This is a genomic window from Halomonas jincaotanensis, assembly GCF_018448785.1.
Lineage (GTDB): Bacteria > Pseudomonadota > Gammaproteobacteria > Pseudomonadales > Halomonadaceae > Halomonas > Halomonas jincaotanensis.
The window spans coordinates 51,270-77,665 of the sequence record NZ_JAHCLU010000003.1; the positions used below are offsets into that span (position 1 = coordinate 51,270).

General features: G+C 63.2%; 22 protein-coding genes. 15 read left to right on the top strand and 7 right to left on the bottom strand.

Going from position 1 to position 26,396, the window contains the following annotated elements:
* Positions 1–1,587 carry a bifunctional GNAT family N-acetyltransferase/carbon-nitrogen hydrolase family protein gene (locus KG088_RS03565; protein ID WP_213824124.1) on the bottom strand — a complete coding sequence of 529 codons (1,587 nt, stop codon included), beginning with the start codon at positions 1,585–1,587 and terminating at the stop codon, positions 1–3.
* A 276-nt stretch (positions 1,588–1,863) separates the two neighbouring features.
* Between KG088_RS03565 and KG088_RS03570 the strand changes: the two genes are divergently transcribed.
* From KG088_RS03570 to KG088_RS03585, 4 genes are all read left to right on the top strand, one after another.
* Positions 1,864–3,150, top strand: coding sequence for an ABC transporter ATP-binding protein (locus KG088_RS03570; RefSeq protein ID WP_213824408.1), 1,287 nt, complete (start codon positions 1,864–1,866; stop codon positions 3,148–3,150).
* Between the two features lie 15 nt (positions 3,151–3,165).
* Complete coding sequence (locus tag KG088_RS03575) at positions 3,166–4,467, top strand: ABC transporter substrate-binding protein (RefSeq protein WP_250148051.1); 1,302 nt, start codon at positions 3,166–3,168, stop codon at positions 4,465–4,467.
* Between the two features lie 188 nt (positions 4,468–4,655).
* Positions 4,656–5,516 (top strand): carbohydrate ABC transporter permease, encoded by an 861-nt coding sequence (locus KG088_RS03580; RefSeq protein WP_213824410.1) that lies wholly within the window; start codon positions 4,656–4,658, stop codon positions 5,514–5,516.
* Entirely contained in the window at positions 5,513–6,358 is an 846-nt protein-coding gene (locus KG088_RS03585; protein WP_213824125.1) for a carbohydrate ABC transporter permease, read from the top strand. Before KG088_RS03580 ends, KG088_RS03585 begins: the two co-directional genes overlap by 4 nt.
* Positions 6,359–6,401: 43 nt before the next feature.
* On the opposite strand, the gene KG088_RS03590 is transcribed toward KG088_RS03585, so the two are convergent.
* The gene (locus tag KG088_RS03590) at positions 6,402–7,310 is read right to left on the bottom strand and encodes a DMT family transporter (RefSeq protein WP_213824126.1); all 909 of its coding nucleotides are present in this window, start codon (positions 7,308–7,310) and stop codon (positions 6,402–6,404) included.
* 106 nt (positions 7,311–7,416) lie between these two features.
* Here KG088_RS03590 and KG088_RS03595 point away from each other — a divergent pair, with 106 nt between their 5' ends.
* Positions 7,417–9,060, top strand: coding sequence for a BCCT family transporter (locus tag KG088_RS03595; RefSeq protein WP_213824127.1), 1,644 nt, complete (start codon positions 7,417–7,419; stop codon positions 9,058–9,060).
* A 71-nt stretch (positions 9,061–9,131) separates the two neighbouring features.
* On the opposite strand, the gene KG088_RS03600 is transcribed toward KG088_RS03595, so the two are convergent.
* The 5 genes from KG088_RS03600 to KG088_RS03620 all read right to left on the bottom strand — a co-directional run bounded on the left by KG088_RS03600 (position 9,132) and on the right by KG088_RS03620 (position 14,434).
* The gene (locus tag KG088_RS03600) at positions 9,132–9,533 is read right to left on the bottom strand and encodes a heme-binding protein (RefSeq protein WP_213824128.1); all 402 of its coding nucleotides are present in this window, start codon (positions 9,531–9,533) and stop codon (positions 9,132–9,134) included.
* Between the two features lie 26 nt (positions 9,534–9,559).
* Entirely contained in the window at positions 9,560–10,846 is a 1,287-nt protein-coding gene (glcF, locus tag KG088_RS03605; protein WP_213824129.1) for a glycolate oxidase subunit GlcF, read from the bottom strand.
* Positions 10,847–10,867: 21 nt separating this feature from the next.
* Positions 10,868–11,953 carry a glycolate oxidase subunit GlcE gene (gene glcE, locus KG088_RS03610; protein ID WP_213824130.1) on the bottom strand — a complete coding sequence of 362 codons (1,086 nt, stop codon included), beginning with the start codon at positions 11,951–11,953 and terminating at the stop codon, positions 10,868–10,870.
* Positions 11,954–11,970: 17 nt separating this feature from the next.
* On the bottom strand, positions 11,971–13,470 hold the full coding sequence (gene glcD / locus KG088_RS03615; protein ID WP_213824131.1) for a glycolate oxidase subunit GlcD: 1,500 nt from the start codon (positions 13,468–13,470) through the stop codon (positions 11,971–11,973).
* Between the two features lie 277 nt (positions 13,471–13,747).
* Positions 13,748–14,434, bottom strand: coding sequence for a GntR family transcriptional regulator (locus KG088_RS03620; protein WP_213824132.1), 687 nt, complete (start codon positions 14,432–14,434; stop codon positions 13,748–13,750).
* 247 nt (positions 14,435–14,681) lie between these two features.
* Between KG088_RS03620 and KG088_RS03625 the strand changes: the two genes are divergently transcribed.
* From KG088_RS03625 to KG088_RS03670, 10 genes are all read left to right on the top strand, one after another.
* A complete protein-coding gene (locus KG088_RS03625) occupies positions 14,682–15,143 on the top strand; it encodes a GlcG/HbpS family heme-binding protein (RefSeq protein WP_213824133.1) in 462 nt (153 codons plus the stop codon).
* 343 nt (positions 15,144–15,486) lie between these two features.
* Positions 15,487–16,473, top strand: coding sequence for a TRAP transporter substrate-binding protein (locus KG088_RS03630; RefSeq protein ID WP_213824134.1), 987 nt, complete (start codon positions 15,487–15,489; stop codon positions 16,471–16,473).
* An 86-nt stretch (positions 16,474–16,559) separates the two neighbouring features.
* On the top strand, positions 16,560–17,078 hold the full coding sequence (locus KG088_RS03635; protein WP_213824135.1) for a TRAP transporter small permease: 519 nt from the start codon (positions 16,560–16,562) through the stop codon (positions 17,076–17,078).
* On the top strand, positions 17,075–18,355 hold the full coding sequence (locus tag KG088_RS03640) for a TRAP transporter large permease (RefSeq protein ID WP_213824136.1): 1,281 nt from the start codon (positions 17,075–17,077) through the stop codon (positions 18,353–18,355). Before KG088_RS03635 ends, KG088_RS03640 begins: the two co-directional genes overlap by 4 nt.
* Before the next feature lie 29 nt (positions 18,356–18,384).
* The gene (locus KG088_RS03645; protein WP_213824137.1) at positions 18,385–19,170 is read left to right on the top strand and encodes an enoyl-CoA hydratase; all 786 of its coding nucleotides are present in this window, start codon (positions 18,385–18,387) and stop codon (positions 19,168–19,170) included.
* Between the two features lie 24 nt (positions 19,171–19,194).
* Positions 19,195–20,382, top strand: coding sequence for a CaiB/BaiF CoA transferase family protein (locus KG088_RS03650; RefSeq protein ID WP_213824138.1), 1,188 nt, complete (start codon positions 19,195–19,197; stop codon positions 20,380–20,382).
* A gap of 64 nt (positions 20,383–20,446) precedes the next feature.
* Positions 20,447–21,655 (top strand): pyridoxal-phosphate-dependent aminotransferase family protein, encoded by a 1,209-nt coding sequence (locus tag KG088_RS03655; protein WP_213824139.1) that lies wholly within the window; start codon positions 20,447–20,449, stop codon positions 21,653–21,655.
* Positions 21,656–21,690: 35 nt separating this feature from the next.
* Positions 21,691–24,693 carry an FAD-binding and (Fe-S)-binding domain-containing protein gene (locus KG088_RS03660; RefSeq protein WP_213824140.1) on the top strand — a complete coding sequence of 1,001 codons (3,003 nt, stop codon included), beginning with the start codon at positions 21,691–21,693 and terminating at the stop codon, positions 24,691–24,693.
* Positions 24,690–25,694: a low-specificity L-threonine aldolase gene (gene ltaE / locus KG088_RS03665; protein WP_213824141.1), complete on the top strand. Its 1,005-nt coding sequence runs from the start codon at positions 24,690–24,692 to the stop codon at positions 25,692–25,694. Before KG088_RS03660 ends, ltaE begins: the two co-directional genes overlap by 4 nt.
* An 83-nt stretch (positions 25,695–25,777) precedes the next feature.
* Positions 25,778–26,302, top strand: coding sequence for a gamma carbonic anhydrase family protein (locus tag KG088_RS03670; RefSeq protein WP_213824142.1), 525 nt, complete (start codon positions 25,778–25,780; stop codon positions 26,300–26,302).
* The last annotated feature ends 94 nt before the right edge of the window (positions 26,303–26,396 follow it).

The window sequence follows — 26,396 nt, forward strand, 5'->3', positions numbered from 1 at the left end:
TCAGGCCTCGTCCTGCTTGGCCCCTGATGGCAGGCCCCCAGATTTCCATGACCAGTCACGCCAGCGCAGGTCAAAGAGATCCTTGCGGCGGTCCTTGAGGTTAGTCACAGAGCCTTCGGCGCGCACCACGGTCAGTCGTGTCAGGTCCAGGTCGGAGAACATCACCATCTCGGTGTTGGGGGTGGTCTCGGAGAGCACGGCATCGTGGGGGAAGGCGAAGTCCGAGGGCGAGAACACCGACGATTGGGCGTACTGGATGTCGAGGTTCTCGATAGAAGGCACGTTGCCCACGCTGCCGCAGAGCACCACATAGCACTCGTTCTCGATCGCGCGCGCCTGGGCACAGTGGCGAACGCGCAGATAGCCATTCTTGGTGTCGGTCCAGAAGGGTACGAAGAGGATGTCCATATCCTGGTCGGCGAGCAGGCGCGAGAGCTCGGGGAATTCCACGTCGTAGCAGATCTGGATGCCCACCCGGCCGGCGTCGGTGTCGAAGACGCGTAGCTCGTCGCCGCCGTCGATCACCCAGTCACGACGCTCCTGGGGGGTGATGTGCAGCTTGGCCTGGCGCTCGATCTCGCCGTCGCGATGGCAGAGGTAGGCGATGTTGTAGAGGCGGTCGTCCTCGCCCACCTCGATCATCGAGCCGGCGATGATATTGATGTTGTAGGCGATAGCCATGCGCGACAGTTCCGTCTTGAACTGCTCGGTAAAGCCGGCCAGGAAGCGGATGGCGGCCTGCTGGTCCTGCTGGGCGGCGCGATCCTGGAGGCCCATCAGCGGGGCATTGAAGAGTTCCGGGAAGACCGCGAAGTCGCTCTGGTAATCCGAAAGGGCGTCGACGAAGTACTCCACCTGTTGGAGGACGGCCTCGACGGATTCGAACTCGCGCATCTGCCACTGCACGGCACCCACGCGAACCTGGGTAGGGCGATTTTCCAGCACCCGTTCGGCCGGTTCGAAGAGGATGTTGTTCCACTCCAGCAGGGTGGCATAGCCCTTGGATTTCTCGTCTTCCGGCAAGTACTTGTGTAACAGCCGCTTGACCTGGAAATCGTTGGCCAGCTGGAAGGAGAGGATGGGGTCATGGATCTCCTTGCGGGCCACCTTGTCGAGGTACTCGGCGGGCGAGAGCTCATGGGAATGCTCGTGGTAGTGGGGAATGCGGCCCCCGGCCAGGATCGCGCGCAGGTTGAGCGACCGGCACAGCTCCTTGCGTGCCTCGTAGAGGCGACGTCCCAGGCGGTAGCCGCGGTAGTCCGGGTGGATCAGCACGTCGAGCCCATACATGGCGTCACCATCCGGCTCGTTGAGAATGGTCTCGCGCTTGCCGATCAAGTCGTCGTACTTGTGGGGATTCGAGAAGGTGTCGTAGTCGACCAGGGCGGTCAGGGCCACGCCAACGATCGTCTCGTCGTCCTCGATGACGATCTGCCCGTCGGGGAACTCCTTGATCAGCTTGTCGATGGTCGGCTTCGGCCAGGCTCCGCCAATATCGTGATAGACCTTGTCCATCAGCAGCTTGAGTTGGGGGTAGTCATCCGGCGTCAGGTTGCGCAGATTCAGATGCAGATCGTCGAGTGACATGGCGCCTCGCTTACCGAACAGAGAGAAAAGCGCAGTTTAGCACGCGTGCTGTGACTTTCCGGCTGTCTCCCTTTGTCTTTCCAACCTCTTCGAGCTGTCATGTCGATGCCATGTGGCTGTCATCGTCGTGTCATCCATTCGTTTGAGGATGGCCGCATGACCTCGAAACACGGCTACGCTCATCAGAGAGAATGCATCAAGACCAATGCCTCACTCTTCGCCACTGTCGGCAATGACGCTTGGCAAGGAGAGATGACACGCCGCAACGGACGAGCCATGCCACAACAACACACGCCGCAACAACAAGAGCAGCACGCTACGCGGGACGTTGCACAGAACGACAAGCGCATCCGCCTGGATACCGTCACCAAACGCTGGGACGATCCGCCCGCCGTGGACGGTATTTCCTTCGATGTCGCGCCCGGTCAGTTCGTGATCCTGCTCGGACCCTCGGGCTGCGGCAAGTCGACCACGCTGCGCATGGTCGCCGGGCTCGAACAGGCCAGCAGTGGGCGCATCCATATCGGCGAGCGCGACGTGACCGACCTGCCGCCTGGCGATCGCGGCATCAGCATGGTCTTCCAGTCCTATGCGCTGTTCCCGCACCTCAGCGTGGCCGACAACATCGTCTTTGGCTTGCTCAGCCGCAAGGTGCCCAAGCCGGAGCGTCGCCAGCGCCTGGAACGCGTCGCGCAACTCGTCGATCTCGAAGCCTACCTGGATCGCAAGCCCGCCCAGCTCTCCGGGGGGCAGCGCCAACGCGTGGCGCTGGCGCGAGCGATCATCTCCGAGCATCCCATCTGCCTGATGGACGAGCCGCTCTCCAATCTCGATGCCCGCCTGCGCGGCGAGATGCGTCGCGAGATCAAGGCGCTTCAGGAGCGGTTGGGCATGACGGTGATCTACGTTACCCACGATCAGGTCGAAGCCATGAGCATGGGCGACCGGGTGATTCTGATGCAGGGTGGGCGCATCGTGCAGGACGACACCCCCGATGCGCTCTACGATCGGCCGGCCTCGGCGTTCGCGGCGAGCTTCATCGGCAGCCCGGCGATGAACCTGGTGCGCCTGGCGGCCGGGGCCGATGGCGCCATCATTGAGGGTGAGCCCCATGTCATGATCGCCGAGCACGCGGCGGTCGGCGGGATGCTGGGCATCCGGCCCGAGGACATCGAGGTGGCAACACCAGCCTCACCGGGCGTGCCGGCCGAGGTGGTCGATGCCGAGTACCTGGGCGCCGACACCATTCTGCGCCTGGCTGTGGGTAGCCAAGTCATGCGCGCCCGGCTCGCCGGCAAGCCGGTCGTGACCAAGGGCTCAGCCTGCCGGCTTGCCTGGTCCCTGGACAGGTCCCATCTGTTCGCCGCCGACGGCCAGCGACGCGATGACTTGACGCGCTTTCCCGTCGCCACGCGCGATAACGCGCAAGCCGGCGAAGGCGTGCGACGAGTCGCCTCGCGAGCCCTGCACCCGTCGAATCGCATTGCAGATCGCGGCTTGGATCACACCCCGGACCACACACCGGATCTCACCCAAGATCGCAACCCAAGTCGTCATCGTTAAACCAGGAGTCGTCCCATGCTTTCCCTGATATCCCGTTTTCCCATGCGCTATAGCCTAGTGGCCGCCGGCCTGTTGAGTGCCGGGCAGGCCCTCGCCCAGACCGGTGACGAGCCGGTCGAGCTGACCATGTACTACCCGGTCGCCGTAGGCGGGGCCCTGACCGATGTGGTTGACGGCCTGGTCAGCGACTTCGAGGACGAACACCCCAATATCGATGTCGAGGCCATTTATGCCGGCAACTACGACGACACTCGGGTGCGCGCCATGTCGGCCATCGAGGCGGGGGATGCCCCGCAGCTGTCGGTGATGTTCTCCATCGACCTTTTCGATCTGATCGAGCAGGACGCCATCGTCGCCTTCGACGACCTGGTCGAGACCGAGGAGGAGCAGGCCTGGCTCGACAGCTTCTACCCGGGGCTGATGGAGAACGGCCAGCTCGATGGGCAGACCTACGGCATCCCCTTTCAGCGCTCGACCATCGTGCTGTACTGGAACAAGGACGCCTTCGAGGCGGCCGGGCTGGACCCCGAACAGCCGCCCGAGACCTGGGAGGAGATGGCCGAGATGGGCGCGGCCGTTCGCGAGGCCTCCGACGGCGAGCAGTGGGGCGTGATGGTGCCTTCCACCGGTTACCCCTACTGGATGTTCCAGGCGTTCGCCTTCCAGAACGGTCATCGCCTGATGAGCGAGGATGGCACCGAGGTCTATTTCGACGACCCGGCCGCTATCGAGGCGCTCGAGTACTGGGTCTCGCTGGCCGACGAGCACGCGGCGATGCCCGACGGCACCATCGAATGGGGTACGCTGCGCCAGAACTTCCTCGAACAGTCCACGGCGATGATATGGCACAGCACCGGTAACCTGACCGCCGTGCGGGAAGAGGCCGATTTCGACTTCGGCGTGGCGATGCTGCCCATGAAGACGCAGCGCGGCAGCCCCACCGGCGGTGGGAACTTCTACCTGTTCAAGGACAGTTCCGAAGAAGAGCAGCAGGCCGCCATGACCTTCATCCGCTGGATGACGGCCCCCGAGCGCGCCGCCGCCTGGTCGATCGAGACCGGCTACATGGGCGTGAGCCCGGCGGCCTACGAGACCGAGGCGCTGCAGGACTACATCGAGACCTTCCCGCCGGCGGCTGTCGCCAGGGACCAGCTGGAGCATGGCACCGCCGAGCTGGCCACCTACCAGGGCGGCCGGGTTCGCCGCGCGCTGGACAACGCCGTGCAGGCGGCGCTGACCGGCCAGATGTCACCCGAGGAGGCGCTGACGCAGGCTCAGCGCGAGGCGGATGCCGCACTGCGCCGTTATGCGCGCTAACGCTAAGGCCAGAATCTGGAGAAATGTAGACGGGAGCGCCGGGGACAATGGTCAGGGAGGAGGCGCTGTGAATCCCTCCCTGGACGCTACATTTGCCATCCCTGGCAAATGACCTCCTCACTGACCTGTCCCCGGCTCGTTCATAGCGCAGGAGGCAAGCCCTGGTGATTCAAAACGCCGACCGACGCATGCAGGTCTATGGTGCGCTTTTGCTGTTGCCGGCGGCACTGCTGTTGGCAACCTTCGCCTACCTGCCGACCGTCGCCACACTGTTCAACAGCCTCTTCCTGCCCGGCTTTCGCGGTGAACCCGCCGAATTCGTCGGGCTCGAGAACTACCAATTGTTGATCGAGGACGACACCTTCTGGCAGGTCGCGCGCAACAACCTCATCTATGCCCTGGGCACGATTCCCACCTCCATCGCCCTGGCGCTGGGCATGGCGCTGTTCGTCAACGCCAGGCTTCCGGGGCGTGGCTTCGTGCGCATGGCCTACTTCACGCCGACGATCCTGCCGATGATCGCCGCCGCCAATATCTGGATGTTCTTCTACGCGCCGCAGATCGGCCTTTTCAATGCCATGCTCGGTTGGCTGGGTCTTCCGGGCGTCAACTGGTTGGGCGACCCCAACGTGGCGCTCGCCTCGGTGATCGTGATGACGGTGTGGAAGGAAGCCGGCTTCTTCATGATCTTCTACCTGGCGGCGCTGCAGAGCATCCCGCCGGAACTCGAGGAGGCCTCGAACCTGGAAGGCACCAGTCGATGGAGTTTCTTCTGGCGGGTGACCTTTCCGCTGCTGATGCCGACCACGCTGTTCGTGCTGATCAATGCGCTGATTAACGCCGTGCGCGTGGTCGATCACCTCTTCATCCTCACCAAGGGCGGCCCCAACAACGCCACTAACCTGCTGCTCTATTACGTCTACGAGAATGCCTTCTCGTTCTTCGACCGCACCTACGCCGCCACCATCACCGTGGTGATCCTGTTGGTGCTGGCCGTGGTGGCCACGGTGAAGTTCACCGTGCTCGACCGCAGGACGCATTACCAATGACTACCTCCACCGCCTCTCCGGCTCGGCCGAGCCGCCGTTTCACGCTGCCGCGCCTGGACACCGTGGCCGCCTGGCTGCTGGCGATCATCTGGATCTTCCCGCTGCTCTACGCCTTCTGGGCGGCCTTTCACCCGTCAGAATTCATGGTGCGTTTCGACCTTTTGGCCCCGCTGACGCTGGACAACTTCGCCGATGCCTGGGAGCAGGCGCCCTTTGCCCGCTACTACCTCAATACCTTCGCACTGGTCACCGGGGTGGTGCTGGCGCAGTTCGTGGTTTGCACCCTGGCCGGCTTCGCCTTCGCGCGCTTTCCCGTGCCCGGTAAGGACATCCTGTTCATGCTGGTGCTGATCCAGCTGTTCGTCTTCCCGGAGGTGCTGATCGTCGAGAACTACCGCATCGCCAGCGGCCTGGGGCTGGTCGATACCATCACCGGGATCGGCCTGCCCTATGTGGCCAGTGCCTTCGGTATCTTCCTCTTGCGCCAGACCTTCAAGACGATCCCCCGCGAACTGGAAGACGCCGCCCGAATCGAGGGCTGCGGCTGGATGGCGATCCTCCTCAAGGTCTACGTGCCCCTGGCCAAGCCCACCTACCTGGCCTATGGCCTGGTATCGATCAGCCACCACTGGAATAACTTCCTGTGGCCGCTGGTGGTCACCAACTCGGTGGAGAGCCGTCCGTTGACCGTTGGCCTCGGCGTCTTCTCGGCGCCGGAAACGGGGGTCAACTGGGCCACCGTCAGCGCCGCCACGCTGCTCAGCATCGCGCCGCTACTGGTCGCTTTCCTGCTCTTCCAGCGCCAGTTCGTGCAGTCGTTCCTCAGGGCGGGAATACGGTAAGCGGACTCATCAGTTATTCCAAAGACCACCCCGCGGGTCGAGGTTAGCCGGGGTGGTGGCCCTCTTCGACAGGCTTCCCCAATGGCCGCGTCAGGCGTTGCGCCATGATCACACCAGTCAGTACCAGGGCGCCGCCGATCAGATGGAAGAGCGCGATTCGCTCGCCGAGAAAGGCCATGGCGATCAATGCGCTGAAAAGCGGCATCAGGTTGATGAAAATGCTGGCCCGGCTGGCGCCGATCTGGCGGATGGCGCGCATCCACAGGAAGGTGGTGATGATCGAGGCGGGTATGCCGGCGTAGAGAATCAGCCAGACGTTCTGGCCATCTACGGGCGTCATCGGGCCGAGCAGGTAGCCGGGCAACAAAAACAGCGTGGCGAACACCGCCTGCAAGTAAAGCACCACCCAGGGCGGCATATCCAGCGGCCAGCGTTTAAGCATCACGCCGTACATCGCGTAGCAGGTGGCGGCCATGACCATCAGCAGATCACCGAGGGCGACGTCCAGCGTGATCAGGGATAACGGGTCGCCCTGGCCGAGCAGTACGGTGACGCCGACAAATGCCACCAGGCCACCGAGAATGCCACCTAGTCTGGGGGCCTCGCGCAGGATCAGCGCGCTGAGCAGTACCGTCAGCAGCGGCACCATGGCGGCGAGAATGCCCATGTTGGTGGCCGAGGTGGTTTCCGCGGCGACATAGGCGAGCCCCTGCCACATGGCCATGCCGAGCAGCCCCAGGAAGGCCAGCTTGTACCATTGGCGGCGAATGGCGCTGCGGTGTCTTACGGCGGCGGGCAGCACGAAGGGCGTAAGCACGAGAAGCGCCAGTACCCAGCGCAGGAAGGCGATGCTGCTCGGCGCGATGGTGCCCACCGTGAGCTGGTTGATGGTCATGTTGCCCGACCAGATCATTACGGCACCCAGCGGGGCCAGAAAATACAGCAGCGGCATGACGTGTCCTGCAGGCGTTGAATCAGGGGCCTCTTGCTGTCAAAGGCTCGAGGAGCCTGCATGGTAAACTGATGATTCATGTCATCCCAGCTACAGGAAGTTTGCCATGAATGATCCTAGCGATTCCTCATCGCATGCCGAAACCAGCGACATGGACACGGACTATGTCGTTGGCCAGGACAATATCGAGGGCCAGTTGGGTCCTGTCGGTTTTGATATCCACAACCGGGTGTTTGTGGTATCGGCGCTTGCATCTGTCGTCTTCATCGTGCTCACCCTGTTGTTCCCCGAGCGGGCCGGGAGCACGTTTCAGTCCATCGTCGCCTTCTCGACCGGGACGCTGGACTGGTATTTCATGATCGTGGTGGACTTCTTCATCCTGTTCTGTCTGGCGCTCGTCGTGCTGCCCTACGGCTCGGTCAGGCTGGGTGGCCCCGATGCCAGGCCCGAGCACGGCTACCTCTCCTGGTTCGCGATGCTGTTCGCCGCCGGCATCGGCATCGGGCTGTTGTTCTTCGGTGTGCTGGAGCCGGTCTATCACGCCAACGTCTCCCTGCCGCTGGGGGTTACGTCCCCATTCGGGGCCGACGGGGAGCTCGATCCGCAGGCCATCGCTGATGCCAGCGCCCTAGGCCTGGCCGGTACCTATCTGCACTGGGGCATCCATGGTTGGGCTGTATATGTCGTGATGGCGCTGGCGCTGAGTATCTTTACCTACAACAAGGGCCTGCCCTTCTCGATTCGCTCGGCGTTCTTCCCGATCCTTGGCGAGCGCGTCTGGGGTTGGTGGGGGCATGCGATCGATATCCTCGCGGTGTTTTCTACCCTCTTCGGGCTGGCGACATCGCTGGGCCTGGGGGCGCAACAGGCCAACGCAGGGATGAATTTCGTCTTCGGCTTGGAAGTGAACACCGCCACTCAGGTCATCATTATCGTCCTGGTGACGGCAGTGGCCCTGGTATCCGTGTGGCGCGGACTCGAGGGCGGCGTAAAGAAGCTCTCCGAGATCAATATGTTCCTGGCCGTGCTGTTCTTCTTCTTCGTGCTGTTCGCCGGCCCGACCCTGGTCGCCCTGAGCGGGTTCTGGACGGGGCTTACCACCTATGTGACGGAGTTCGCCGCGCTGTCGGCACCCTTCGGGCGTGAGGACGACGCCTACCGCCAGTCTTGGACGATCTTCTACTGGGCCTGGTGGATCAGTTGGGCGCCGTTTGTGGGGATGTTCATCGCCCGGGTTTCGCGCGGGCGCACAGTTCGGGAGTTCGTGGTCTGCGTGCTGCTGATTCCCAGCCTGTTCATCTTCATCTGGATGGGCATCTTCGGTGCCACTGCCCTCGATCAGCTCTATGCCGACCCCGGCAGCAGTCTGGTCAAGGAGTACGTGATCGACTCCTATAGCCCGGAGCTGTCGCTGTTCGGCATGCTCAATGAGCTGCCGCTGACGGGACTGATGTCCACGCTCGGCATTGTCCTGGCGCTGATCTTCTTCGTTACCTCGTCGGATTCGGGGTCCCTGGTGATCGACACCATCACCGCCGGCGGCAAGATCGATGCCCCGAGACCCCAGCGCATGTTCTGGGCGGTAGTGGAGGGGTTGGTGGCGATCGTGCTGCTGATTGGTGGCGGCCTGGCGGCGCTTCAGGCGGGGGTGACGGCCACAGCGATTCCTTTCTCCGTCGTGATGCTGCTGATGTGCTACTCCATCATCAAGGCGCTGAATGGCGAGCTGCATCGCCTCCCCGGACGATAAACGCCGAATGCTTCACCATAACGAAACAGGCTCCACCGAGGTGGGGCCTGTCTTTTTTGGCGGCAAGTGCCTCAAGCCACGGCGGCAACGGCGGCCTTGGCGACCTGCACGTCCTGGTCGGGCTTGACGCCGGAAATGCCGACGCTGCCGGCTACCTGGCCGTCGACGATCACCGGGACGCCGCCGGAGAGCAGGGCCTGAAGCGGTGCGGAGACAAAAGCGGTACGTCCGCCGTTGATCATTTCTTCGAAGACCTGGGTCTCCTTGCGGCCCATGGCAGCGCTGCGCGCCTTCTGGGTAGCGACATCGGCGGTGAAGGGCGCGGCACCATCGAGGCGGCGCAGGCCGAGCAGGTGACCGCCGTCGTCGGCGACGGCAATGGTCACGGACCAGCCGTTGGCCTCGGCTTCCTTCTGGGCGGCGTCGAGCAGGACGTTGGTATCGCTGAGGGTCAGGGCGGGTTTGTGCTGCATGGTAATCTCCTTGGTTAGTATTTTGTCTACGTGCTGATCGCAGCGCGTAGCCCGTCGCTCGTGGACCGAGTCAGGGCCTCGTCGACGATCTCGATCCAGTGGCGTACCGGGGTACGGTTGGCGCCGGCCAGATGGGTCTGGCAGCCGATATTGGCGGTCACGATCACTTCCGGATTGCCGGCTTCCAGGTTGTTGAGTTTGTTGTCGCGCAGCTGCGTGGCCAGCTCTGGCTGGGTGATCGAATAGGTGCCCGCCGAGCCGCAGCAGAGATGGGCATCCTGCACGGGCGTCAGCGCAAAGCCGATGCGGGTCAGCACGGTTTCCACGGCGCCGCCGAGCTGCTGGGCATGCTGCAGGGTGCAGGGGCAATGGAAGGCGAGCTTGCGCGTGTCCCTGACGGTGAGCGCGTCGAGCGACTCGTCGCGCAACACTTCCACCAGGTCCTTGGCCAGCTCGCTGACCCGCTCGGCCTTCGCGGCATAGTCGGGGTCGTCGGCGAGCATCTCGGCATATTCCTTGACGAAGGCGCCGCAGCCACTGGCGGTCTGCACGATCGCTTCAACACCCGCTTCGCCGTTCTCCTTCTCGATATGCGGCCACCAGGCGTCGATATTGGCGCGCATGCGTGCCCGGCCGTCGTCCTGAGCATTGAGATGGAAGTCGATCGCGCCACAGCAACCCGCTTCGGGGGCGGGTGTCAGGCCGATACCCAGCCGGTCGAGTACCCGCGCCGTAGCAGCATTGGTATTGGGCGAGAGCCCCGGCTGCACGCAGCCTTCCAGGATCAGCATCTGACGAGCATGTTGTCCGGTCGCAGGGCGAGCCCCGGCATCGATCGGCGCCGGCGGCATCTTGGCCTTGAGGGCGCCGGGCACCAGCGGCTTGAAGGTCTGGCCGAGCTTGAGCAGCGCCTTGAAGCGCTGGGGCTCGACCAACGCCTTGCGCAGCCCGTAGCGAAGTGCGCGGTCCGGGACGGCGCGCGGCACCCGGCGCTCGATTTCGGCGCGGCCGATGTCGAGCAGCTTGTGGTACTCCACGCCGGACGGGCAGGTGGTCTCGCAGTTGCGGCAGGTCAGGCAGCGATCCAGGTGCAGCCGGGTCTCCTCGGTGACCTGGGCGTCGTCGTCCTGGCTTTCGAGCATCTCCTTCATCAGGTAGATGCGCCCGCGCGGGCCGTCGCGCTCGTCGCCCAGCAGCTGATAGGTAGGGCAGGTGGCGTTACAGAAGCCGCAGTGCACGCAGGAGCGCAGCACGCGGTCGGCCTCGCGGATATGCGGCTTCTTGAGGTCTTCCTCGGTAAAGTGCGTCTGCATCTCAGAGTTCCTCGATACGTCTCAAAACGCCGCGTATAGCCGGCCCGGATTGAAGATGCCCTTAGGGTCCAGCTCGGCCTTGAGATTGCGGTGATACTTTTCCACTACCGGCGCCAGCGGCGTGAAGGGCGAGTCCAGGCCTGGCGTCAGGCAGGTGGCGTGGCCGTCGGCGCGGGCACTGGCCAGGCGAATCGTCTCGGCGTCGAGGTCGCTGCGCAGCCAGCGCTGGGAGCTGGCCCAGTCGTAGAGCACGTCGCTCTCATTGACGCCGGGAAGGTCGATCACCGGGGTATTGTGTGGCAGCGAGAGACGCCACAGCGGCCGCGAGTCGTCCGGGGAGAAGAACCCCAGGCGCTGTTCGCGAAGCGCTATCCAATAATCGTCTTCGAGATCCTCGCCGCCAAGTCGTTCCCGAGTGGCGGCCACCGAACTTGGCCCGCCCTCCAGGCGCAGCGCGAGCGCGCCGTCGTGCCAGGCAGCGGCGGTGATGGGAAGCGGCTGGCGTCCCCATTCGGCGAGCTTCGCCAAGGCCTCCGGCAACGGTAGCTCCAGGCGCAGGCTGCGGGTCGCACCGGGACGCGGCAGCACCTTCAGCGACACTTCGGTGATCAGCCCCAGCGTGCCCTGGGCGCCGACCATCAGCCGCGAGAGATCATAGCCGGCGACATTCTTCATGACCTCGCCTCCGAAGCGTTGCTCGATACCTTCACGGTTGATGACCCGAGTGCCGAGCACGAAGTCGCGAACACTGCCCGCCCAGGGACGACGCGGGCCGGAGAGGCCGGTGGCGACCATGCCGCCCACGGTGGCGTCATCGCCGAAGTGGGGCGGCTCGCAGCCGAGCATCTGACCATTGGCGTCCAGGGCGGCCTCCAGCTCGGCCAGCGGCGTGCCGCTGCGTACCGAGACGATCAGCTCGACCGGGTCGTAGGAGGTGATGCCGCGATGCTCGCGGGTGGCGAGGCTTGAGCCCTCGACCTTACGGCCATAAAAAGCCTTGGTGTCGCCGCCGACGATGCGCAGCGGCGTGCCCTCGGCGTCGGCCTGGCGGATGCGTTCGGCCAGGGCTTGGCTGGCGTCGTGATCGGTGTTGGCGGTATCGGACATGATCGTATCCTGAGTCCTCAGAAGCGCGGCAGGTCGGGATGCGGCAGCTGATTGTTATGCACATGCATGGCGCCGAATTCGGCGCAGCGGGCCAGCGTCGGGATATTCTTGCCCGGGTTGAGCAGCCGCTCGGGGTCGAAAGCCGCCTTCACCGCATGGAAGATGGTCAACTCGCCGGGGTTGAACTGGGCGCACATCTGGTTGATCTTCTCGCGCCCCACGCCATGCTCGCCGGTGATGCTGCCACCGACCTCCACGCAGAGCTCGAGGATCTTGCCGCCGAGCTCCTCGGCCTGTTCGAGCTCGCCGGGCTGGTTGGCGTCGAACAGGATCAGCGGATGCATGTTGCCGTCACCGGCATGGAAGACATTGGCCACGCGCAGGCCGTACTCCGCGGAGAAATCCGCGATGCCCTTGAGCACGCGGGGAAGCTCGCGGCGCGGGATGGTACCGTCCATGCAGTAGTAGTCTGGCGACATGCGGCCGACGGCGGGGAAAGCGTTCTTGCGGCCGGCCCAGAACTTCGCGCGTTCGGCGTCGTCGCGGGCCTGCTGGATGCCGGTGGCCCCGGCCGCCTCGAGTACGCGGCGCACCGTAGCGCAGTCATCGTCGACGTCGGCTTCCACGCCGTCGAGCTCGCACAGCAGTATGGCCTCGGCCTCCACCGGGTAGCCGGCCTTGACGAAGTCTTCCGCGGCTCGGATGGCCAGCTTGTCCATCATCTCGAGTCCGCCGGGGATGATGCCGGCGGCGATGATATTGCCCACGGCGCGACCGGCCTTCTCCACATCATCGAAGCTCGCCATCAGCACCTTGGCGGTCTCGGGCTTGGGCAGCAGCTTGACGGTGATCTCGGTGACCACGCCGAGCATACCCTCGGAGCCATTGAACAGCGCCAGCAGGTCGAAGCCCGGGGCGTCGAGCGCCTCGGAGCCCAGTGTCATGCGCTCGCCCTCGATGGTGATCACCTCGACCTTCATGACGTTGTGTACGGTCAGCCCGTATTTCAGGCAGTGCACGCCGCCGGCATTCTCGGCGACATTACCGCCGATCGAGCAGGCAATCTGCGAGGAGGGATCGGGCGCATAGTAGAGCCCGTAGGGGGAGGCGGCCTCGGAGATCGCGAGATTACGGACTCCGGGCTGGACGCGCATGGTGCGGGCGTCGGGATCGATGTCGAGAATGCGGTTGAAACGCGACATGACCAGCAACACGCCCTGCTCAAGCGGCAGTGCACCCCCAGAGAGGCCGGTGCCGGCGCCACGCGTGACCACCGGGACGCCCAGCGCGCGGCAACGCTTGAGTAGCGTCTCCACTTGATCGAGCGTCTCGGGCAACGCCACCAGCATCGGTAGTACCCGATAGGCGGAGAGGCCATCGCACTCGAAGGGGCGCAGGTCTTCCTCGCGATGCAGCAGCGTCAGGCCGGGCGTCGCCGCTTGCAGATCGGCTAGCACCTCGGCCTTGTCGTTCTGTGGCAGCACTCCGTCGAGCGCCGCGTCGTAAAGAATGTTCATGGGAATTCCCCCGGACATCATGGTCATCTGACTCGGGCGATGGGTGACCGTGACTGTCAATCTGTGGGTTGGATGCGTCGCTGTTTCGCCTTGACGGCCCCGACCCAACCAAGTATCGATTTGATAATCTGGAAAGTATTTCCAATATACACTCTGAAAAGCATGATGGGTAGATAGGCGAAGGTGGCAAAAAGGGCAGGCGGAGTGCCGAATCGCCATCCCATTAGGTTAACGGATGAAGTAGCGAAAAGCCGCTTAGCGCAACAGGCCGGCTGGCTCAGGAGGAGGCCATGCGCATAGGCTTCCCCTCGTCTTCAATCACGCCGCTCAGCGAGGCGACTTCCAGCTTGTTGCACAGGTGATCGCGCAGAATCTGCCCAAGCAGTTTACCGTCTCGCTTCTTGAGCGCCGCCACCATGTTCTCGTGGTCCTCCACCGCCTGACGCCAGAAGCTGTCGGTCATCTTCTTGGAGTAACGCACGCGTTTTACTCGCTGACTGAGATTACTGTACATCTCCTGCAAAATTTCATTTTTCGAGGCCATGAGAATGCGCTCGTGTATTTGTTTATTGACCTCGAAATACGGCGTCAATTCCCGCTTGTGGTAATGCGACAACATCTGTTCGTGCAGTTCGCATATTCGCTCGATCTCGGCGTCGCTGATCTCCTGACAAGCCAGTTCGCCGGAAAGCCCTTCAAGTGCGCCCATCAGATCGTAGGTGTCCTTGACCATCTTGAGCGTCAATTGCACCACCCGCGCGCCGCGGTTGGGCAGCAATTCCACCAGCCCTTCCGATGACAGAACCTTGAGCGCCTCGCGAAGCGGCGTGCGTGACACCCCAAAGGTTTCACAGAGATGCTTTTCGGAGATTCGTTCTCCTGGTAATAGGTCGCCATGTTCGATCAGATCCCGGATGCGGTCCGCGACCTCCCGGTAAAGATTGCGATGTTGGATCTTGCTCATGGTCTGGTTCCTTCCGGATGCCATGCGTCTTGCGTGAGCCGCGATAGCGAGGCGTTGGCCGTTATCGTTGTCGTGAAACAATGAGTTGCCTGAAAACAAGCATTGACATCAAGTCTGACGACATTGATTAATGACTGCAAAAGGTATTATGAATTCAAAATTCTCACAAGGTCACTGACCAGTGGCATGGATGGCTCGCGTAGCGGGCCCGATGCGCCATTAGCGGTGCCGCTAAAGGAGCAACACGATGGCTGGCAAGGTATATCGCTGCAGCGTTCAACTGACCCGTGCGCATGGCAGGGCAATTCTCGAGGGAGCCTTTCTCAAGGCAAGGGAACTCGGCGCGGAACCTCTGACGGTCGTGGTGCTGGATGGCGGCGGCAATATCGTCGCGGCGGAACGGGAGGATGGCTGTGCGCCGCTGCGCTTTCCGGTGGCCCTAGGCAAGGCCTTTGCCGCGCTGGGCAATGGGGCGGCAAGCGGCGTGATCGGTGAGCGCAATGCCGAACGCCCCGCCTTTCTGGCCAGCGTGGCTGCGGTGTCGGGAGGACGTTTCGTGCCGGTGGCAGGTGGGGTGCTGATCCTCGACGCCCACGATCAAGTGATCGGTGCAGCGGGGGCCAGCGGTGCCTCGTCCCCGGAAGACGAGGGGGCGGTGATCGCGGGTATCGAGGCCGCTGGTCTCGCCTGGGGACTCGAGCCCGAGTGATAACAAATGAAATCCACTAACGGGGGCAACGAAAGCCAACGTCGTGTTGGTCGAGCCGTAGATCTAGGGCTAATTTCTTCTCGCTGGTAATCCCAAGTCATTGAGTCCCCTGTACTGTTTATTATTTCCGGTAATTTGACGACTAAAGTTCAATACCTAATTCTGCATTTTGAATTCAAATTGAACCCGTGACGGTCTGACTCTCCGCTTCGCCAGACGAAGGGAGACGACTCGGTCCGTAGGCGTAGCCTCCGGGCGATAGCATCGTTAGGGAGACTGCTCTTAGGGCAGTTTCCGCCCGGAGCAACTCGCGCACAACAACAAGCCAGCACTGGAGTATCCAATGAAAATGATCAAGACAGCATTCGTGACCGCTTCCCTCGCGTTGAGCATGACGCCAGGGCTAGGCATGGCCCAGACCGAGTTGCAGTTCGGTCACGTGGGCAACCCCGGTTCGTTGTTCGATACATCCGCGAATGAGTTCGCCAAGCGGGCCAACGAGCGACTGGGCGATGACTACGAGGTGCAGGTCTACGGCTCGAGTCAGCTTGGCGGCGACAGCTCCATGATGCAGAAGCTCAAGCTTGGCCAGCTGACCTTTACGCTACCTTCGACTGTGATGTCCTCGGTGGTAGATGAGTTCGGTCTGTTCGAGATGCCCTATCTGATTCAGGATCGCGACCACATGAAGCGGGTTATCGAGGAAGTTCTCGAGCCCGACCTCTATCCGCTGGCGGAAGAGGAGGGCTACAAGATACTCGCCGTCTGGGAAAATGGCTTCCGCCAGATCACCAACAACCAGCGGCCCATCAATACCCCGGAGGACCTGGATGGTTTGAAGCTGCGGACACCGAAAGGTGAGTGGCGGGTGCGCATGTTCGAGGAATACGGCGCCAACCCCTCGCCCATGGCGCTCTCGGAGGTCTTCACGGCGCTACAGACCGGTACCATGGACGGTCAGGAAAACCCCCTGGTGCAGATCTACTCCCAGAAGTTCCAGGAGGTACAGGACTATCTGTCCATGACCAACCACGTCTACACGCCTGCCTATGTCGTGGTCTCCAAGAGCCATTGGGAAGACCTGCCGGAAGACGTGCGTGACGTGCTCGAGGAGACGGCCCAGGAAGTCCAGGACTTCGTCTACGAGACGGCCGCCAAGCAGGACGAAGAGCTCCTTAGCGAGATGGAAGCGGCCGGCATGCAGATCAACGAGGCCGACAAGCAGGCCTTCATCGATGCCAGCGGCCCGGTCTACGAGCTCTTCGACGAGGAAGTCGAAGGCGGCGGCGACCTGGTCGATCGTGTGCTGGCGCTCGGTGAAGAAGGCTGAATCTCTCTGGCGACTGAACCCCTCTGAACCAACCCATGGACCGCCCCGGCCGGGCGGTCCTTCCTCTGCTCGACGGAGTGGCTTTAATGTCCCTTGTGAAACTTCGATCCGGCTTCGAGTGGCTGCTCGAGGTCATCACCATGTTTCTGGTGGTTGCCCTGACGGTGGTCGTGCTGCTCGGCGTCAGCTTCCGCTATGCCGGCAATTCCCTGGGGTGGTACGACGAGGTCGCCGCCGTGATGTTGGCATGGGTGACCTACTACGGCGCCGCTCTCGCCGCCCTCAAGCGCGCCCATATCAGCGTTCCCGGTTTTGTCTATTCACGCCCACGGGCTGTGCGCATGGTGCTGGTCGTGCTCGGCGAGGCCATCACCATTACCTTCTTCGTGCTGCTCGCCATCTATGGCGTCCACGTCATCGGCGTGCTCGGCGGCTCTACCCTGGTCAGCGTACCGATCCCGATCGCTCTCACCCAGTCGGCTATTCCCATTGGCGCGGCGCTTTTTGTCATCGCCGAGCTGCTTAACCTGCCGGACATCCTGCGTGAAGCCTGGGATGGACGGAAGCCCCCCTCGGAGCAGGATATTGTGGAGGAAATGCAATGACGACGGCTTTGATCCTGCTGGCCGGGCTGGCCATGATCTTCATCAATATTCCCATCGCGGTGGCCCTGGGGGCGGTGTCCATCATCGCCATGCTGGTGATGCAAGGCACGAACAGCCTGCTCGGCTTCCCGCTGGTGCTGTTCGAGGGTGCGACCAAGTTCCCGCTGATCGCCATACCGTTGTTCGTCCTGGCCGGCGCCATCATGAACACCGGCGGCATCTCCCGACGGCTGATCGACTTCGCCTCCGCACTGCTCGGCTTCGTTCGTGGCGGCTTGGCCATGGTGAACGTCGGCACCTCGCTGTTCTTCGCCGAGATCTCCGGATCTGCCGTGGCCGACGTGGCCGCGCTTGGCTCCATCCTGATTCCGGAAATGAAGCGCAAGGGGTATCCAGCCCCGTTCGCCGCCGCCATCACGTCTTCCTCGGCGTCGCTTGCGATCATTATCCCGCCTTCGATCCCGATGATCCTCTATGCCGCCATGGCCGATACCTCGGTCGTGCAGCTTTTCGTTGCCGGCATCGTGCCGGGCTTGGTCGGTGGGCTGTTGATGATGGTGCTCGCCTGGTACTTCGCGGTCCGCTATAACTTCCCCGTGGAGCAGACTTTCAAGCTGAGCCGGGTGTGGGCCACCTTCAAGGCAGCGGGCCTTGCCTTCTTGCTGCCGATGATTATTCTGGGTGGCATCTTCGGTGGCTTCATGACCGCCACCGAAGGTGCCGCGCTGGCGGTGCTGGCCGCGCTGCTGATCAGTTTCCGCTACGGCGAGCTGCGGTGGAAGAAGCTACGCGCGGCCATGGTCGAGGGCGGTGTTCAGACCGCCGTGGTCATGCTGTTGGTGGCGAGTTCTGCATTGCTCGGCGATTTCCTCACCCGCGCCCAGCTGCCGCAGATGTTGGCGGGGATGATCGGCGACTTCACCAGCAACAAGTACGCGGTGCTGGCGTTGCTCAACGTCTTCCTGCTGTTGATCGGCATGATCCTGCACTCGGCGGCGGCGATCATTCTTACCGTACCCATTGTCATGCCGTTGGTAATGATGGTCGGCATCGATCCCGTCCACTTCGGCATGATCGTGACGCTGAACCTGGCGATCGGCCAGCAGACTCCCCCGGTGGCAAGCGTGCTGATGACCGCCTGCTCGGTGGCCAAGGCGGACATCTGGGATGTGTCCAAGACCAATCTGCCATTCGTCGCCCTGCTGTTCGTGCTGCTGATGCTGGTGACCTACGTGCCGATCTTCCCGATGGGCCTGGTGGAACTATTCTACCGTTGAGCCCGATAGATTCTTAGGAGGACACGCTTATGTCCGACGAGGCGCTGATTTTACGGCGGGAGGGACATCTCGCCTGGATCGGCTTCAACCGGCCCGCGAGTCGCAATGCCATGACGTGGGACATGTACAACGCCCTGGAAGCCAGCTGCTCGCAGCTGGCCGAGGACGACAGCGTGCATGCCGTGGTGCTGCACGGCGTCGGTGGCGAGGCCTTCGTGGCAGGGACCGACGTCACGCAGTTCGCTGACTTCACCAAGCCCGAGGATGCCCTCGACTACGAGCGTCGCATCGAGCGGGTAGTGAGTGGTCTTGAAATCCTCAACAAGCCGACGATTGCGATGATCGAGGGTTTCTGTGTCGGCGGTGGCGCGGCGATCGCCATGGCCTGCGATTTCCGCTACTGCACGCCGTCGCTGAAATTCGGGGTGCCGATTGCCAAGACCTTGGGCAACACCCTGTCGATCACCAATGTATCGCGGCTGATCGATATGGTGGGCGTCGCACGCACCAAGGAAGTGTTGATGCAGGCGAAGCTGTTTACCGCCGACGAGGCCTACCAGGCGGGGCTGGTCAACAACGTCTACTCGCCCGAAACCATTGCCGATGAGGTCATGGCGATTGCCAATGAATTCGCGACGCGTGCGCCGCTGACACTCCAGGCCAGCAAGGCGCTGGTGGGACGCGTCCAGGCCCAGCGTCGTGCGTCACTCGAGGCGGGTGACGACTGGGTCACCGCCTGCTACATGAGCGATGACTTCAAGGCGGCCGTCGACAAGTTTGTCTACAAGACGCCTTTCGAATGGTCGGGTCGTTAAGTCATCCAGAAGGGAGTACAGCCAATGCTGCCACTACAGAACGTCAAGGTGCTGGACATTTCGCAGATCATGGCCGGGCCATACTGCACCATGGTGCTGGCCGACATGGGAGCGGAGGTCACCAAGGTCGAGAAGATCCAGGGCGGTGACGACAGCCGCCAGATGGGCCCCTATATCAACGACGAGTCGACCTGTTTCTCGCAGATCAACCGTAACAAGAAGAGCATCTCGCTCAACCTGAAGGACGACCGGGCCAGGGAGATATTCTATCGCCTGGCCAAGGACGCCGACGTCATCGTCGAGAACTATCGCACCGGCGTGACCAAGTCGCTTGCGATCGACTACGACACCATCAAGGCGATCAATCCCGGCATCATCTACTGCTCGATTTCCGGTTACGGCCAGACCGGCCCCTACAGCCATCGTGGCGGCTTCGACCTGGTCGCTCAGGGCATGACCGGGCTGATGTCGATGACCGGCGAGAAGGGCCGGCGCCCGCTCAAGACCGGCATTGCTGTTTATGATATCGGCGCCGGCATCACGGCGGTGTACTCGATTCTCGCGGCCTATATCCACAAGACCAACAGCGGTGAAGGCCAGCACATCGATATCGCCATCACCGAGTGCGGCTTGCCCTGGTTCGCCTGGGAAGCGGCGGCCTACTTCGGCGAAGGCACGGTCCCCGAGCCGACCGGCTGGCGGCATCGCGTGTCGGCGCCCTATCAGGCGGTCAAGGCCAGCGACGGCTACATCATGCTGGGCTGCGCCAATCAGCGTACCTGGGAGCGTTTCTGCCAGGACGTGCTCGAGCGCGAGGACCTGATGGCCGACCCTCGGTTCCTGACCAATTTCGACCGTGGCCAGCATGTCGAGGAACTCGAAGCCGTGCTGGAAGCGATCATGGTCGACCGGGAGATGAACCATTGGCTGGCGCTTTGCGACAAGGCGGGCGTGCCGGCCGGGCCGATCAACAACTTCGCCCAGGCCATGCAGGACGAGCATTACCTGGCGCGCGGCATGGTGCAGGAAATGGATCACCCGGTGATCGGCAAGATGAAGACCATCGGCTTTCCGAGCAAGTTCTCGCGTACGCCCTCGCAGATCCGCAGCCCTGCGCCCCTGTTTGGTCAGCATACCGACGAAGTGCTCGACACCCTGGGCTTCACGCCCGAGCAGTTGGAAACGCTGCGGACCGAGGGCTGTATCAAGTAAAAAAATTTTTGGCGCATTTTGCATTCATTATCAAAAGTACAAGATTGCCTCTGGAGAGATCACCATGTTGAAGCTCGATTATCATCCGTCCGGCCGTCATTTCCTGCAGATCCCCGGCCCGTCGCCGGTCCCGGATCGCATCCTGCGCGCCATGAGCCTGCCGACCATCGACCACCGGGGCCCCGAATTCGGCGCCCTGGGGCGCGACCTGCTGGACAAGATCAAGCGGGTCTTCAAGACCGGGAGCCCGGTGATCATCTACCCGGCCTCAGGCACCGGCGCCTGGGAAGCGGCGCTGATCAATACCTTGTCGCCGGGCGACCGGGTACTGATGTTCGAGACCGGCCACTTCGCGACCCTGTGGCAGAAGATGGCGCGTCGTCTGAGCCTCGAGCCCGAGTTCCTGGGCCTGCCGGGCGCTGAAGGCTGGCGTCATGGTGTACAGGCGGACATGATCGAGGCACGCCTGAAGGAGGACACGAAGCATGAGATAAAGGCGGTGTGCGTGGTGCACAACGAGACCTCGACCGGTGTCACCAGCGATATCGCCGCCGTGCGTCGCGCCATCGATGCGGCCGGCCATCCGGCACTGCTGATCGTGGACACCATCTCCGGCCTGGCCAGCGCCGACTATCGCCACGACGAGTGGGGCGTCGACGTGACCGTCTCGGGATCGCAGAAGGGCCTGATGTTGCCGCCGGGGATCAGTTTCAACGCACTCTCCGACAAGGCGATCGCCGCCAGCGCCAAGGCGCAACTGCCAAAGAGCTTCTGGGCATGGGATGAGATTCTCGAAGCCAACAAGAATGGCTACTGGCCCTACACGCCCAGCACCAATCTGCTCTACGGCCTCAACGAGGCGCTCGACATGCTGGAGGAAGAGGGGCTCGAGAACGTGCTCGCTCGCCATCAGCGCTGGGCGGCCGGGGTGCGCTGTGCCGTCGAGGCATGGGGCCTGGAGACCCAGTGCCAGGATCCGAGCGTCTACTCGCCGGTGCTGACCGGAGTAGTGATGCCCGAGGGCATCGATGCCGACGAGGTGCGCAAGATCATCTACGAGCGTTTCGACCTGTCGCTGGGCACGGGCCTGGGCAAGGTCAAGGGCACGATGTTCCGCATCGGTCACCTGGGCGATTGCAACGACCTGACGCTGATCGCCACCCTGGGCGGCTGCGAGGCCGGGATGAAGCTTGCCGGCGTGTCACTCAAGGGCTCGGGCGTGACCGCGGCGCTCGATTACTTCGCCGCTAATCCCATGCATCGTGCAGGTTAACCGCTTGGCCTAGGTGAACGACTGAGGAGGGCGGCATGACGTCCCTGACCGAGAAGACTCAATCCCGCAATGCCAAGGTCAAGCCGGTCACGACACTGGCGGCACGGCTCGAGCGCGAACTGCAGGGCGAGGTGCTGTTCGACCAGGCGTCGCGGGGCCGCTATGCGACGGATGCCTCGATCTACCAGATCACGCCGGTCGGCGTGGTCATTCCCCGCCATCAGCGCGACCTGGCGCTGGCGCTGGACATCGCCCGTGACGCCAGGGTGCCGGTATTGCCGCGCGGCGGGGGTACCAGCCAGTGCGGGCAGACGGTGGGCGAGGCGCTGGTGATCGATACCTCGCGCTGGTTGGACCAGATCATTGATTTCGATGCCCAGGCCCGCACGGTGGTGGTCGAGCCGGGCCTGGTGCTGGATCATCTCAATGCCTGGCTGAAGCCCTATGGGCTCTGGTATCCGGTGGATGTCTCCACCAGTGCGCAATGCACCATCGGCGGCATGACCGGCAACAACTCCTGCGGCTCACGCTCGATTCACTACGGCAACATGGTGCACAACGTGCTCGGCGTCGAGGCGACGCTGGCCGATGGCAGTGAGGTGAACTTCGGCTTCGTCGACGAGCTGGCCCCCGGGTCGCGCGAGCATCGACTGTCGGAGCAGGTCCAGGCGATTGCCGCACGTGTCGATCCCGAAATCCGCGAGCACTTCCCCAAGGTGCTGCGCCGCGTGGGGGGCTATAACCTCGATCTGTTCAACTGCCAGAATCCCAAGCCCTACGACCCCGACGGGCGCGCCAACCTGTCGCACCTGCTGGTCGGCTCAGAGGGCACCCTGGGCATGAGCCGGCGCATCAAGCTGCGTCTGTCGCCCTTGCCCGAGCACAAGGTGCTGGGCGTGGTGAACTTCCCGACGTTCTACCAGGCGATGGATTTCACTCAGCATATCGTCACGCTCGGCCCGACCGCGGTGGAGCTCGTCGATCACACCATGATCGAGCTGTCGCTGCAGAACCCGGCGTTCCGTCCGGTGATCGAGAAAGCGCTGATCGGCAAGCCCGAGGCGGTGCTGCTGGTGGAATTCGCCGGCCAGGACCGGGATGCGCAGCTGGCCGCGCTGCGTCGGCTCAGCGAATTGATGGGTGAGCTGGGATTGCCGGGGTCGGTCGTCGACATGCCCGAGGCCGCCGAGCAGAAGGCGCTGTGGAACGTGCGCAAGGCGGGGCTCAATATCATGATGAGCATGAAGGGCGACGGCAAGCCGGTGTCCTTCATCGAGGATTGTGCGGTGCCGCTGGAGCATCTGGCGGAATATACCGACAAGCTGACCGAGGTGTTCCACCGTTACGGCACCGAGGGCACCTGGTACGCCCATGCCAGCGTCGGCACCCTGCACGTGCGACCGATTCTCGACATGCGCCGCGACGGCGCCGAGAAGATGCGCGAAATCGCCGAGAAGGCCTCCGCGCTGGTGCGCGAGTACAAGGGCGCCTATTCCGGTGAACACGGCGATGGGTTGTGTCGCGGCGAGTGGGTGGCCTGGCAGTTCGGCCCCACGGTCAACGACGCGTTTCGTGAGATCAAGCAGCTGTTCGATCCCGACAACCGGCTCAACCCGGGCAAGATCGTCGACACGCCGAAGATGGACGACAAGCGCTATTTCCGCTTCGCCGAGAAATACCAGACGATTCCGCTGACCCCGGTGTTCGACTGGTCGGCGTGGAACGTCGAGCGCGACCCCCTGACCGGCGAGCAGACGCCGCCGGGCACCGGCGGCGATGCCACCCATGGCCTGGCGATGGCTGTGGAGATGTGCAACAACAACGGCCATTGCCGCAAGTTCGACGCCGGCACCATGTGCCCGAGCTATCGCGTTACCAAGGACGAGCAGCACCTGACGCGTGGCCGTGCCAATACGCTGCGCCTGGTGCTCTCGGGCCAGCTCGGCGACGAGGGCCTGGCCGGCGATGACGTCAAGGAAGCGCTGGACCTGTGTGTGTCGTGCAAGGGCTGCAAGCGCGAGTGTCCGACCGGTGTCGACATGGCCAAGTTCAAGATCGAGGCGCGTACCGCGCGGGCCAAGGCCAAGGGCCTGTCGCTGCGCGATCGCATGGTCGGCGAGATGCCGCGTTACGCGCCCTACGCCAGCCGGTTCCCGGGCCTGATGGGGGTCGTCGAACGGGTGCCGTTACTGTCTCGCCAGGTCAAGCAGGTGCTGGGGCTCGCCGAGCAGCGCTCGCTGCCGGCATTCGACGGCAACTTTCTGGCCGGGGCCGGCGAGACCGCTGGCCCCGCGGCCACAGGTCGCGAGGTGCTGCTGTTCGTCGATACCTTCAACAATTATATGGAAGGCGACAACGCCCGCGCCGCCAAGCGGGTGCTTGAAGCCGCCGGCTATCGGGTGCACCTCAATGTCAAAAAGGGCGAGCGCCCACTTTGCTGTGGGCGGACCTATCTCTCCTCGGGGCAGTTCGACAAGGCCAAGGCCGAGGCGAAGCGCACCCTCGATCACCTGATGCCCTTCGTCGAGCGTGGCGTGGCCATCGTCGGTCTCGAGCCGTCGTGCCTGCTCAGCATGCGCGACGAATTCCTGCAGTACGGCTTCGGCGAGCAAGCGCGGGCGCTCTCGGAATCGTCCTTCCTGTTCGAGGAGTTCCTGGTCAAGGCCCGCGAAGCGGACCAGCTGCCGCTGGAACTCAAGTCGCTCGGTCAACGGCGCGCGATGCTGCACGGTCACTGCCACCAGAAGGCCTTCGATGCGCTGCGTCCGGTCGAGAGGGTGCTGGGCTGGATTCCCGGCCTCGAGGTCGAGACGATCGAGTCGTCGTGCTGCGGCATGGCGGGGAGCTTCGGCTACGAGAAGGAGCACTATGAGGCCTCCATGAAGATGGCCGAGTTGTCGCTGCTGCCGGCGATTCGCGATCGCGGTGACGAGGCGCTGCTGGTCGCCGACGGCACCAGCTGTCGCCATCAGATCCATGACGGCAGCGGCCACACCGCAGTGCATGTGGCACGCGTGCTTGAGCAGGCCCTGTCATGATCGATCTTCGTAGTGATACCGTCACCCGGCCGACCGCGGCGATGCGCCTGGCCATGAGCCAGGCGCCGGTGGGCGATGACGTCTGGGGCGATGACCCCACCGTGGCCGCGTTCGAGGCGACGGTGGCCGAGAAAGCAGAGCTGCCCGCGGCGCTGTTCTTTCCCTCGGGCACCCAGAGCAACCTCGCCGCCTTGATGACGCACTGTCAGCGCGGTGACGAGTTTATCTGCGGCCAGCGGTCGCATATCTATCGCGATGAGGGCGGCGGGGCGGCGTCGCTGGGCGGCATCCATTCCCAGCCGATCGAGCATGCCGCGGACGGCAGCCTGCCGTTGGACAAGGTCCGTGCAGCGATCAAGGGACACGACATCCATCATGCGCGGACCCGCTTGATCGCCCTGGAAAACACCTTCCGCGGCAAGGTGATGCCCGAGGACTACCTGACCCGGGCGACCGGCGTGGCGAGAACGCACGGCCTGGCCACCCATCTGGACGGGGCGCGGCTGTTCAACGCGTCGGTCGCCAGCGGACGCTCGCTGGCATCGCTGTGCCGCGGCTTCGACACGGTGTCGCTGTGCTTCTCGAAGGGTCTGGGGGCACCGGTAGGGTCGCTGCTGCTGGGCGGTCGGGACTTTATCGCGCGGGCGCGTCGCTGGCGCAAGACGCTGGGTGGTGGAATGCGCCAGGTCGGCATGCTGGCGGCGGGTTGCCAGCATGCGCTGGACTATCAAGTCGAGCGACTGGCCGATGATCATCGTCATGCCCAGCAGTTGGCAGCGGGGCTGGCCAATATCGAGGGTGTCGAGGTGTTGGCCTGCGACACCAATATGGTATTCGTAAGCTTCCCTGAGGCACATTGCGGGGGGCTCGGCGAGTTTCTCGAGGCCCGCGGCGTGTTGATGGCGGTGTCGCCGGTGACGCGAATGGTGACCCATCTCGACGTGTCGGATGACGACGTTCGCCATGCGGTGGCAAGCGTCGAGGCCTATTTTTTACAATAACTGGTCACGATAGCTGGTCCACTCTGGCAAGGGGTCGGCGCCGCGGCAGATGGTTTCAGCAGAGTGAGCAAAAGGAGACAGAAATGGCGATCTACAAGTATGGCGACACGACGCCCGACATCCAGGACGACGTCTACGTCGCCGAAACGGCGGATGTCATCGGCAAGGTGACGCTGGCGCGCGGTGCCAGCGTCTGGTATCAGGCCGTGCTGCGCGGCGATACCGAGACGCTTTCAGTGGGTGAGGAGAGCAATATCCAGGACGGCGCCGTGCTGCATGCCGATCCCGGTTTTCCCACTTCGGTAGGCAAGGGCGTGACGGTAGGGCATCAGGCCATGCTGCATGGCTGCACGATTGGGGATGGCAGCCTGATCGGCATTCAGGCGGTGATTCTCAATGGCGCGGTGATCGGCAAGAACTGCCTGGTCGGGGCGGGGGCGTTGGTCAAGGAAGGCGCGAACTTCCCCGATAATTCGCTGATCATTGGTGCCCCGGCCAAGGTCGTGCGCGAGCTGTCACCCGAGGCCGTGGAAGGGCTGAGAAAGAACGCCCAAGGCTATGTCGAGCGCGGCCGATTGCATGCCCGGGAGCTCGAGCGCATTGGCTGACGCCTGGCGACTTTTGCAGGGTCTGAAACGACCCCGCCTCAATGTTGGATACTATAAAGCCCTCCGACGCGAGGGCTTTGTCTTGCCAGCTGGT